Source organism: Allofrancisella guangzhouensis (assembly GCF_000815225.1).
Lineage (GTDB): Bacteria > Pseudomonadota > Gammaproteobacteria > Francisellales > Francisellaceae > Francisella > Francisella guangzhouensis.
Window position 1 is genome coordinate 1,331,563 of record NZ_CP010427.1, and the last position, 12,244, is coordinate 1,343,806.

The following is a 12,244-nucleotide window of genomic DNA, read 5'->3' on the forward strand; positions in this document are numbered from 1 at the left end:
ATTTTTGCATAACAAACAAGACAAAACTTAAATATAAAGCTATAATTACCCCAAGAAACTGATATTTAAGGTTAACCATTTTAAGGATTAATATGAAACAGACAACTCTTTTGGTCATATTAGATGGATGGGGATATAGCGAAAATGATTATTTTAACGCTATAAGAAATGCTAACACTCCTACTTGGGATAGTATTTGGCAAAGTTTTCCAAAAACTTTAATCAACGCCTCTAGTTTAGATGTTGGTCTTCCAAGAGGTCAGATGGGCAATTCAGAAGTTGGGCATGTTAATATTGGTTCAGGTAGAGTTGTTTATCAAGAACTTACAAAGATAGATAAAGCTATAAGTGAAAATTCTTTTGGTAAAAACCAAGCTCTTTGTGAAGCTATAAATAATGTCCTTAAAAATGGTTCGAATCTACATATATTAGGCTTACTTTCTGAGGGCGGAGTACACTCTCATCAAGAACATATTTTTGAAATAATAAAAGTAGCGAAACAAAAAGGAGTCAAAAGAGTTTTCTTACATGTATTTTTAGATGGTAGAGATACACCTCCACGTTCTGCTAGAGAATCTATAGAAAAAGCTGATAAATTACTAAGTGACTTAGGGCTTGGATATATAGCTAGTGTCTCTGGTAGATACTATGCCATGGACAGAGACAACCGCTGGGACAGAGTTGAAAAAGCTTATAACACCATAGTAAACGCTGATGCTGAATATATATGTGATTCTGCTGTTGAAGCTTTAGAACAATCATATATGCGTGATCAATCTGATGAGTTTGTAGTTCCAACTAGTATCAAAAAAAATGATGAATTAGTAACTATCGAGAATAATGATAGCGTTATCTTTATGAATTTTAGAGCAGATAGAGCTAGGGAGCTTAGCCACGCTTTTGTAGATAGTGAATTTACTAACTTCGAAAGAGATAAGCTTCTAAAAATAAACTTTACTACACTTACAGAATATGACTCTAAACTAAAATGTAATGTTGCATTCCCCCCTGAACAGCCTGTTAACACTCTTGGTGAAATATTAGCTAAAAACCACAAAACCCAGCTAAGAATCTCTGAAACTGAAAAATATCCACACGTGACATTCTTTTTTAATGGCGGTAAAGAAGATAAATTTGAAGGAGAAGATAGAATTTTAATACCATCACCTAAAATCCCCACCTATGACCTACAACCAGAAATGTCAGCTCCAGAAGTTACAAATAAACTAGTAGATGCTATCAATAGTGGCAAGTATGATTGTATAGTATGTAACTATGCAAACTCTGATATGGTCGGTCATACAGGTAATTATGAAGCTACACTACAAGCTATAGAGCACCTTGATAAATGCTTAACGAGACTTAAAGATGCAATCTTAGATAGAAATGGTAATATGTTTATTACAGCTGATCATGGTAATGCTGATATGATGGTAAACCCAGAAACACATAAACCGCACACTGCTCATACTACCAATCCTGTACCGTTTATTTATGTCGGGCACAAAGAAGCTAGTTTAAATATAGAAAACGGAAAGCTATCTGACATTGCCCCAACAATTCTAGAGGTAATGAGTATACCACAACCTTCAGAAATGACGGGCAAATCTATTTTCAAATTCAAAAAATAAGGATTAATTGACTAATGCTTGATGCAAAATATATAAAGGATAATCTACAAGAAGCTGCTCAAAAATTAGCTACTAGAGGATACCATTTAGATATAGATTTTTTTGAAACTAAAGAAGCTAAAAGAAAACAATTACAAGAGAAAACTCAAGATTTACAAGCTAAGCGTAATTCCATATCAAAAGAAATTGGTAAAAGAAAAGCCAAGGGCGAAGATGCTAGTGACATATTTGCTGAAGTTAACAATATCAATGAAGAGTTAAAGATAGTCGAAAAAGAATTAAAAGATATTCTTGATTCTATTAACCAGACGTTATTATCAATGCCGAATATACCTGCTGAAGATGTTCCTATTGGTAAAGATGAAAGTGGAAATATAGAAATTAGAAAATGGGGAATACCTCGTAATTTTCATACAGAAGCTCAACCTAAAGATCATGCAGACATAGGTGAAATGTTAAAAATGATAGACTTCGAAGCTGCTGCTAAAATAACAGGTAGTCGTTTTGTAATATTAAAGAATAAGATTGCTAGACTACATAGAGCATTAATCCAGTTTATGCTAGATATGCATACTGAAAATCACGGCTATGAAGAAATATATGTCCCGTATATGGTTAACAATGACAGTCTGTATGGTACAGGTCAATTACCAAAATTTAGTCAAGATTTATTTAAGTTAGAAGGTGATTTTAAATATAGCCTAATACCTACTGCTGAAGTCCCTCTTACCAACTTAGTAAGAGATGAAATAGTAGAAACAAGTTCATTGCCAAGATACTACACTGCTCATACTCCTTGTTTTAGAAGCGAAGCAGGATCGTATGGTAAAGATACTAAAGGTATGATACGTCAGCATCAATTTGAAAAAGTTGAGCTTGTACATATCACTACAGCAGATAAAGGTGAAGAGTCTCTAGAACTATTAACCTCGCATGCTGAAAAGATACTTCAAAGACTTAACTTACCGTATAGAGTTATGAAATTATGTACTGGTGATATGGGCTTTAGCGCAAAAAAAACCTATGATCTTGAAGTATGGCTACCTTCACAAAATACTTATAGAGAAATTTCATCGTGCAGCTGGTGTGGAGATTTTCAAGCTCGTAGAATGAAAGCAAGGCATAAAAACCCCTCCATGAAAAAACCAGAATTAGTTCATACTTTAAACGGCTCTGGGCTTGCAGTTGGTAGAACACTATTAGCAATAATCGAGAATAACCAGCAAGAAGATGGTTCTATTATGGTTCCTGAAACACTAATTAACTATATGGGCGGAATATCAGTTATTAAATAACATTACTAAAGTAACTAGTCCCTACTTACTTTATGTTAAATACGTGTCAACTTTTAGTAAACTGTTTAAAAAACTAAAATCATTTTATAAACCAAGTAATTCTTTAGCATGTTTTAGAGTATTTTCTGATATATCTACACCACCAGCTATTTTAGCTATTTCTTGTATCCTTTGCTCTACTGTTAGCTCTATAATTTTTGATTCTGTGACATCTTTAAGATATTTTTTACTGACATGTAAATGCATGTCACCTTGAGCTGCCACTTGTGCCTGGTGCGTTATGCATAAAACTTGTAATTTTTCTGACAACTTTTTAAGAAGTCTGCCAACAATTTCAGCTGTTGCTCCTGAAATACCAACATCAACCTCATCAAATACTAAAGTAGGGTATGACCTTTTTGCAGCTGATACCGCCTGTATAGATAATCCAATACGGCTTAACTCACCGCCTGATGCTACTTTTTTAACTGGAGCAAGCTGTTCGCCAAGGTTAAAATTTATCTTAAATTCACATGCATCCAACCCCTTTGCTGTTTTAATTTCACTAGATAGAACTTCAGCCACAAAACTACCTTTAGGAATATTCAAGGAGCGAATATTTTTCTCAACTTGTGTTGAGAAATCTTTTGCTGCCTTTTGACGAGCTTGAGTTAAAGCTTTTGCAGACTCTTCATATATTTTCTCTAATTTTTGCTTTTCTTCAATTAGTGTTCCTAGTCTGCTATTTTCTTGTGAAAAGCTATCTAACTCTGCTTGTAACTCTATGATATGTTCATATAGGTAGCTAGGCTCAACCTTATGTTTACGTGCAAAATCATAAATCTCACCCATTCTTTGCTCTACTTTAGCTAACTCTTCCGGGTCTTGCTCTAAAAACTCTAGTTTGTTTTGTGCCTCTTCATAACTTTCTTGAGCATATACTTTTGTTTGCGTTATTAGTTCCTGTAGATTTGAAAAGCTTTCATCTTCTAGCTTACTAACTTCTTTTTCAAGCTCTGCTAACATTGTTATAATATTTTGATCATTATCGTACAAAATACTGTTAACGTAATTCAAACTGTAACTTATCTGCTCCACATTAGAAAGATTTTTTTGGCGCAGGGATAACTCTTCAAATTCATTTTCTCTCAGTTTCAAAGAAATAAGCTCTCTAAGCTTATATTCTAATAATTCTCTTTGGCTATTTTGATTATCTATAACTTCTTTTAACTCTCTAACCTGTAAATCAATTTTTTGTAGACCATAAAAAGCTTTTGTAACCTTACCAACAAGCTCATCATTATTAACAAAGCTATCCAATAAACTCAACTGAGCTTTTGAATCAAGTAAATCCTGGTGAGAATTTTGGCTATATATATTTATAAGCTTATCTGATATTTTTTTTACATCACTAGCTTTTGCAACACTTCCATTTACAAAAAGTCGACTCTGCTTAGATTTATTGACAACCCTACGAAACGTACACTCACCGTTATCATTTTCAATAAATAATTCCTCAAACATCTTTTTTACTTTTTGGTTACCTTTAATACAAAAAGTAGCAGAAACTTCTGTAGTTGTGTCATCATTTAAAAATGTCTTTTCTAACCTTGCTCCTAATACAAAGCTAAGCGCATCAAGGAGGATTGATTTACCAGCACCTGTCTCTCCTGTAAGTACAGTCATACCCTCTCTAAAGTCAATTTCTGTAGACTTTATAATAGCAAAATTTTTTATTGATAAATGTAGTAACATAGAATCCAATTAAGTTAGTTCTAACCTAGATAAATATATCTGTTCTTATATATTTATACAATACAATCACATTTATAAAAACTATCTAGATACTAAAGGCTTATATAAACCTTTAGTTTATTATGTGGTAAAGCTCTTTCATATTCACGTTGCAACTTTGTTTTAAATTGTAATATTTTTTGAGTATCGACAATCTTAGGTAAATCCAAATATAAATCAACAAATATAAAACGCCCAGACTGCGTTATTTTAATATTGTTTATTGGAAGATTATAACCCTCACTTGCTACCGTTCTTGCAACTTTAAAAATCTGTTTTTTAAGCTCAGAAGATGGCGCGGCATCTAACAAATGTTGATATGCTTCCTTGATAAGCTTAATTGGACTAATTACGATATAAAAACCAATCAAAATTGCTACTATTGGATCAACATAAATTGCTAATGTATCAAACCCTGATTTTTCTAAAACAAACCCAATCATGATATTAAATATTACTCCCAAGCCCAATAAAGCATCAGCTTTCCACATTTGGGCATCAGTAAATAAAATCTTTGAGCCAGTTTGATTAGCTCTTTTATTAACAAAGAAGTACATATAAACACATAATGCTGTACCTACTATTTCCGACAGTAGTGCTACACCATAATTTGGTTTAATCGTATGAGTAAACATATTAAATATCGCCATCAAAATTACACTCAATGCTACTAGTAACACAAACCAAGATTCCAATATTATAAAAACTGGTTCTAAACGATAATATCCATAGTTATAACGTTTATTTGCTGGTTGATTAAGCTTTCTTAAGACATATATAGAAATAGCATATATTAGAATAGATATCACTGAATAGCTTGTATCTAATAAGACAGTTAAAGACTGTGCGAAGTAGACTATTATTATACTAAAAAAAGCATAACCAATAGCTATAATAAAGTTTGTTTTTAGGGTTTTTTTCTCTAGTTGTTTGTCAAAAATCATGATGTTAAAAATTAGCTGGTTTATGAAAGTATATTAATAAACCAAAGATATCAAAAAATAATTACTTATTTGTTTATATACTTTTTTGTAAAAAAATACAAGTACATAACTACTTACACTCTTATAAATTAAGTATTTTTTACTTATAAAAAATATATTATAATCTATTCGTCTAATAAAATGTATGATTCAAACTTGAAAGGAATTAGAAATGCAATTATCAAGAAGAGTACAGGCTATGCAAGCTTCACCAGTGCGTAAATTAGTGCCGTACGCTCAACAAGCAGAGAAATCAGGAAAAAAAGTTTATCACCTAAATATAGGTCAGCCTGATATAAAAACTCCTAACGAGTTTATGAACGCAATTAGAAGCTTTGACCAAGAAACTATAGCATACTCAGTATCAACAGGTGAACCAAGTTTGATAAAAGCAATTTCAAAATACTATAAAAGATTTAATATAGACTTCGCCGAAGATGAGATTCTAATCACTAATGGCGGATCAGAAGCTCTTATCTTTGCAGCTATTGCTACTTGTAATGCTGGTGATGAAATACTAGTGCCAGAACCATTTTATACAAACTACAACGGCTTTACCATGGCTGTTGACGTAGTTATAAAACCAATTACTACCAAAGCTGAAGAAGGCTTTCATCTACCTAGCAAAGAAGAGATTTTAGCTTGCGTAACTGACAAAACAAAAGCCATTATGATATCTAACCCAGGTAACCCTACAGGTGTTGTCTACTCTAGAGAAGAACTAGAGCTACTTGCTGAAGTTGCTAAAGAAAAAGATCTATTTATAATAAGTGACGAAGTATACCGCGAGTTTACTTATGATGGTTTAACTTGTACTTCATTTGGTAATATCAAAGGTGTTGAGGATAAAGTAATCATAGTTGACTCAGTATCAAAACGTTATAGTGCTTGTGGAGCTAGAATTGGCTCAATTTGCTCAAAAAATAAAGAATTTATAAAACAAAGTATCAAACTGTGTCAATCAAGATTATGTGTAGCAACTCTAGAACAAATAGGTGCAGCTGCCCTTTATGAGGTGGATGAGCAATATCTAAAAGAAGTAAATCAAGAATATACAAAAAGAAGAGATATAACATATGCTGCTTTATCTAAAATGCAAGGAGTAATCTGTGAAAAACCTACAGGTGCATTTTATGTGATTGCAAAACTTCCCATCGATGATACTGAAAAATTTGCTCTATGGATGCTAACTGATTTTGAAGATAATAAAGAAACTGTTATGTTTTCTCCTGCTGCTGATTTTTATGCTACTAAAGGTCTTGGTAAAGATGAGATCAGAATAGCATATGTTCTTGAAGAAAAAGCCCTTAGAAGAGCTTTAGAGCTTCTAGAAAAAGGTATTAAAGCTTATAACAGCAGAAAAATCTAAAAAAACAAACCTTTTATAAAAATTAAACTCTAAGTAGTGTTAAAATTATTACTAATATAAATATTTTTTCTAAGAGCGTGAGTCAATATATGTATTTATTAGGGATTGAAGCTGGAGGGACTAAATTTTTTACTACTGTAGGTGACATGCAAGGCAACGTTATAGAGCGTTATCGTACCGATACTACAACACCTAAGCAAACTATGACCGGAGTTTTGGAAATTCTTAGAAATTACCAAACTAAATACGATATAAAAGCTGTAGGATTAGCTTGTTTTGGTCCAATTGATATAAACATTAAGTCAAAAACTTATGGTTACATTACAAACACACCAAAAACCTCATGGAAGAATTTTGACATCCTTAGTTCAATAAAATCTAATTATAATGGATCTATTGGTTTTAATACTGATGTTAACGCTGCTGCAATTTGCGAACAACTTTGGGGGGCTGGTACTACAGGTGTTAGTAACATTTTGTACCTGACAATTGGCACTGGTGTTGGTGGTGGTGTTATTTGTAATAACCAGCTTGTCCAAGGAGCTATGCATCCTGAAATTGGCCACATTTTTGTACCTCAGAATCCTAATGATAACTTTAATGGTTCATGTCCTTTTCATAATAATTGCCTAGAAGGTCTAGCATCTGGAACTGCCCTAAAAGAAAGATATAATGTTAGCTCAGCTAGTATAATACCTGACGATCATGAAGCTTGGATATTTGAAGCTGAATATTTATCAAAGGCTATTGTAAACTATATTTATGCTTTCTCCCCTGAAAAGGTTGTTTTAGGTGGCGGTGTAATGCATAAAACTATATTGTTTAATATGATACGCAACAACGTTACAAAATATCTCGATAATTATCTTGACTACCCTGCATTAAAAGATATGACTGAGTTTATTGTCCCAGCATCATTTGGTGATAATACTGGTGTTAAAGGTTCGCTCGCTTTAGCTCTAAATGCTTATAAGAATGGTTATTAAACTTTATACACTTAGGTCCCACAAAAAGTAGCTTTTACAATTTGGTCTTCTGTGGGCTCTAACATATAGTTTTGATATTTTTTATTAAACTCGTATGGATGTTTTAAGGCTTCATTTAAGTTATAAAAATCTTCTAAATTACCAATTTCTGCTGATTTAATGGCTTTTTCAACCTGGTGATTACGTGGTATGATAAATGGATTAACTAGTCTCATATTAACAATATTCATTTTTTCAATACAAGAAACCCATTTATCTAACCAGCTAGCTAAACCTTGTTTTCTTAAACCTTCTTTTTTTTGATAAGATAGGTCATAAAATGTATTTGTGTAATCAAGGTTGTTTTTATACATTTCCGCCAGTAGATCTGAAATTAAACTTTCATTTCCTTTTTGATAACTACCTAAACCAAGCTTTGATAAAAACACCTTTTGCCACTTATCTTTATAAGCTTCAGAATATTCTGCAAGTGTTTTTTCGGCTAGCTTTATAGCTTCTTTTTCATCTTTTGATATCAAACTTAACAAGCTTTCTGTAAGTCTTGTAATATTCCAACCAGCAACAGAAGCTTGATTTGCAAACGCATAACGCCTATTTCTATCAATAGAACTAAACACAGTTTCTGGATTATATTTATCCATAAATGCACATGGTCCATAGTCTATAGTTTCACCAGAAATAGTCATATTATCAGTATTCATAACCCCATGAATAAATCCTACCCTTTCCCATTCAGTAATTAAACTAGTTTGCTTATCTACTATATAATTTAATAAGCTTAAAGCCTTGTTTTCGCTGTAAGTAATATTATGTCTTTTTATAGTATAATCTAACAAACTTTGGCTATAATTCTTACCCAGCATTGCTGCGTATTGAAATGTTCCAACTCTTATATGACTACTAGCTACTCTTATAGCTATAGCACCTTGTTCAAGTGATTGTCTTTGAACATTTTCACCTGTGGTTATTACCGCTAATATTCTGCTGGTTGGTATATTCAAATTATGCATAGCCTCACTGACTATATATTCTCTAAGCATTGGTCCTAAGGCTGCTTTTCCATCACCCCCACGAGAAAATTTAGTAAGCCCAGCCCCTTTTAGATGAATATCTACTACTGTACCATCTGGCTTTTTATATTCCCCAGTAAGTATTGCTCGACCATCGCCAAGCATTGTAAAATGCCCAAACTGATGTCCAGCATACGCTTGGGCTATTGAATTTTTACTTTGATAACCTAACAAAAAATCTAAAAGCTCTGTTTCACCTAACTGCTCTAAATTAAAACCAAGCTCTTGTGCTAATGTATTATTGAAAACTAATAACTTAGCTTTTGGATATTTATAAACTGGTTGTTTAGAATAAAACTCTCTTGGTAAGTCCAAATAACTATATTCCAATGGAATTAACATAGCTTATACAATGTTTACTAGTTTAGTAACATTTTAACAAAATATAGCCAATAACATAACTTTTAGCTAAAATAATAAAAAAATATGTTTTGGAAGCTGATGAATGGAATATCTTAGATTAGCTATAATTGATTCGGAAAATTACAATAACTTTGCTAGTGTAGCAGAAAATAACTTTGGACGAGTAATAGTTTTCACCAATAGTCAAGAATTAGAACCTAACTTTAAAAAAACGCTTCTATATAATAACTTTGAACTTGTTCCTATTATCTACGGTGAAGGTAACAAGGATAATATGGATGGCTATATCTGTGCTAAAGTTGGAGAATATATAGAGAGGTATCGTGATTATCGTACTTATCTAAGTATTACTATCTTTAGTAATGACAAAATATTCAAAGGTATTGCCTCTTATTATACTCGTAAAGGATTTAATATCTCCACAGCTGCACCAAATGGTTGCATTACAGGTACTAGTAATACAGACCCAAAGATCAGAATAAAAAATTTTCTAATGTGCTCTGAAGAAGTAAAAAATCAAAGCTTTAAAAAAGGGTTTAGTGAAACTGCTAAAGATGCATTTTATCGATTAATTAGTAAAAAATTAGATAAAGATATCCCTAAAGAAATCACTGATACTTTTATTGATAAAAAAACTGTGTTTTTTTCTAATCATTCCCGTAAAATAGCAATTGATGAAACAAAGCTATGATAATTACTGGATGAAATTTAAAAGAGTAAATTATGCAAAGAGTTAACGCTTCTTTTTTTAACCAAAATGCACTTTCTTTAGCACATGATTTATTAGGTAAATTAATTTGTAGATATTACAAGAATTACTGGCTTTATGCTCAAATTATTGAGACTGAAGCTTATGAATTAACAGATAAAGGAAGTCATGCTTCTTTAGGTTTTACGCCTAAACGTAAAGCCTTATTTATGCCAGCAGGAACAATTTACATGTATTATTCCCGTGGCAAAGATTCTTTAAATATTTCAGCTTATGGAGAAGGTTGTGCTGTATTGATTAAATCAGCTATTCCTTACGGAGATGTTTTTGGTAGTCAAATGCTTAAAATCATGCATCAACTTAACCCATTACCAAATGGAGAAAAACGCCCATGGCATAGACTAATGTCAGGGCAAACCCTACTGTGCCGTGCGCTAGATTTAAAAGTTCCCGATTGGGACCAACAACAATTTTCACAACAGTTTTTTATAGCTGATACTGGTTATAAACCTCAAGAAGTTATCCAAACTACCCGCCTAGGTATTCCAAAAGGACGTGATGAACATCTACCTTATCGTTTTATTGATGCTGCTTATGTAAAGTCATGCACAAAAAATCCGCTAACAAGTCGCATACCTATTGACTTATAAAATTTCAGAACTCTTTAGCTATATTTAAATTGAGCATAGCGAGTTTTATAGTTGCCAATGGCGTACAACTAAGCGACAGCATGTGCTAGCATTTTTGCATACTTTTTTTGCGATGAAAAAAGTATGTCACTATAGCTTACGAAATAAGCAGCGAAATTAGTAATATGTGCCACATAAAAACTTTATATTTGAGTGGGAATTTAAAACTACTATAAACCTAAACTATAAAATCATCACGTATAGTTTATCTTCATATCTTTATAGATATACACTTCTTATAATGCTAAAATATAGTCTACATTATTTTACAAAGTTTTGAATATAAGTTATGGAATACAGAAAATATATTTGCATTGTTTGTGGTTTTATCTACGATGAGGCTGAAGGTTGGCCAGAAGATGGTATCGAGCCAGGTACTAGATGGGAAGATGTACCAGAAGACTGGGAATGCCCTGATTGTGGTGTAAGTAAAGAAGAGTTTGAACTTTTAGAAGAGTAAATCTTTTTTATTACTAATGCCATCTCTTTTTCAAAAAATTACTTTTGATGATAAGCATTTTATCGTTATGAGAGATGATTTAAACCACCCTATTTTCTCAGGAAATAAAGCTAGAAAATTAGCTTATATTTTAAAAAATCCAGAAAAATACTCTCATATCAAGACTATTGTTTCATTTGGTGGTAATCAATCTAATTTTATGCTTGCATTGTCACAACTATCTAAGCTCAATAACTGGCAATTTCATTACTGGGTTAAACCTCTACCAAAGTTTCTAAAACAACACCAAAATGGCAACTTCAAGCTAGCTTTAAATAATAATATGCAACTTTTTGAAACCCAATGTTTCTTAAATTTAGAAAACATAAAATTAGAGTACACAAACTCCAAAGATATTTATTTTTTTGATCAAGGTGGCAGGCATCCCAATGCTGAAACAGGTATAGTAGAATGTGCTAATGAAATAGCAAAGTATTGTAAAGAAAATAATTTTCAAGATTACAGTGTAATAGTAGCATCAGGGACAGGCGCAACAGCTTTATATTTAGAAAAGCATTTACCCAATAAAGTTTATACTGTAGCTTGTGTTGGCAATGAAGATTATTTAAAGGAGCAATTTTTTATAATTGACCCGAAACAAACTCCACCTATGATTCTTGTAAAAAACTTCAAATCTACGTTTGGTCAACTAGATATAGACAACTATAAGCTATATAAAAAATTACTAGAACAAACCGACATTGAGTTTGATTTACTATATGATCCAATCACATGGAGAGTATTATTGAAAAATTATAATCAATTGCCAAAACCTATTATATATATCCATTGCGGTGGCACATCTGGTAACATTACAATGCTAAGTAGATATAACAGAATAGTAAGTTATAATTAGTATAAATAAATTTAACCTTTT

Annotated in this window: 11 protein-coding genes; 8 read left to right on the forward strand and 3 right to left on the reverse strand. The window is 32.1% G+C overall.

All coding sequences use genetic code 11. From position 1 onward, the window contains the following. Positions 1-92: 92 nt before the first annotated feature. Positions 93-1,631, forward strand: a complete 1,539-nt coding sequence (gene gpmI / locus SD28_RS06260) for a 2,3-bisphosphoglycerate-independent phosphoglycerate mutase (protein ID WP_039125149.1) — start codon at positions 93-95, stop codon at positions 1,629-1,631. Positions 1,632-1,645: 14 nt separating this feature from the next. Continuing rightward, positions 1,646-2,926 carry a serine--tRNA ligase gene (gene serS / locus SD28_RS06265; RefSeq protein ID WP_039125151.1) on the forward strand — a complete coding sequence of 427 codons (1,281 nt, stop codon included), beginning with the start codon at positions 1,646-1,648 and terminating at the stop codon, positions 2,924-2,926. 84 nt (positions 2,927-3,010) lie between these two features. Here the strand turns inward: serS and recN are convergent, their stop codons facing one another. Further along, entirely contained in the window at positions 3,011-4,660 is a 1,650-nt protein-coding gene (recN, locus tag SD28_RS06270) for a DNA repair protein RecN (RefSeq protein ID WP_039125153.1), read from the reverse strand. 92 nt (positions 4,661-4,752) lie between these two features. After that, positions 4,753-5,643 carry a cation diffusion facilitator family transporter gene (locus SD28_RS06275; RefSeq protein ID WP_039125156.1) on the reverse strand — a complete coding sequence of 297 codons (891 nt, stop codon included), beginning with the start codon at positions 5,641-5,643 and terminating at the stop codon, positions 4,753-4,755. A gap of 211 nt (positions 5,644-5,854) precedes the next feature. Here SD28_RS06275 and SD28_RS06280 point away from each other — a divergent pair, with 211 nt between their 5' ends. Next, the gene (locus tag SD28_RS06280) at positions 5,855-7,051 is read left to right on the forward strand and encodes a pyridoxal phosphate-dependent aminotransferase (RefSeq protein ID WP_039125158.1); all 1,197 of its coding nucleotides are present in this window, start codon (positions 5,855-5,857) and stop codon (positions 7,049-7,051) included. An 89-nt stretch (positions 7,052-7,140) separates the two neighbouring features. Next, positions 7,141-8,037 (forward strand): ROK family protein, encoded by an 897-nt coding sequence (locus SD28_RS06285; protein ID WP_039125160.1) that lies wholly within the window; start codon positions 7,141-7,143, stop codon positions 8,035-8,037. 11 nt (positions 8,038-8,048) lie between these two features. On the opposite strand, the gene SD28_RS06290 is transcribed toward SD28_RS06285, so the two are convergent. Further along, positions 8,049-9,449: a protein adenylyltransferase SelO gene (locus tag SD28_RS06290; RefSeq protein WP_039125163.1), complete on the reverse strand. Its 1,401-nt coding sequence runs from the start codon at positions 9,447-9,449 to the stop codon at positions 8,049-8,051. A 103-nt stretch (positions 9,450-9,552) separates the two neighbouring features. Between SD28_RS06290 and SD28_RS06295 the strand changes: the two genes are divergently transcribed. From SD28_RS06295 to SD28_RS06310, 4 genes are all read left to right on the forward strand, one after another. Beyond that, positions 9,553-10,161 (forward strand): PIN domain-containing protein, encoded by a 609-nt coding sequence (locus SD28_RS06295; RefSeq protein ID WP_039125166.1) that lies wholly within the window; start codon positions 9,553-9,555, stop codon positions 10,159-10,161. Positions 10,162-10,193: 32 nt separating this feature from the next. Next, positions 10,194-10,829, forward strand: a complete 636-nt coding sequence (locus tag SD28_RS06300; RefSeq protein WP_039125168.1) for a DNA-3-methyladenine glycosylase — start codon at positions 10,194-10,196, stop codon at positions 10,827-10,829. Positions 10,830-11,157: 328 nt separating this feature from the next. Next, a complete protein-coding gene (locus SD28_RS06305; protein WP_039125170.1) occupies positions 11,158-11,328 on the forward strand; it encodes a rubredoxin in 171 nt (56 codons plus the stop codon). Between the two features lie 16 nt (positions 11,329-11,344). Further along, positions 11,345-12,223, forward strand: coding sequence for a 1-aminocyclopropane-1-carboxylate deaminase (locus tag SD28_RS06310; protein WP_039125172.1), 879 nt, complete (start codon positions 11,345-11,347; stop codon positions 12,221-12,223). Positions 12,224-12,244 lie beyond the last annotated feature (21 nt).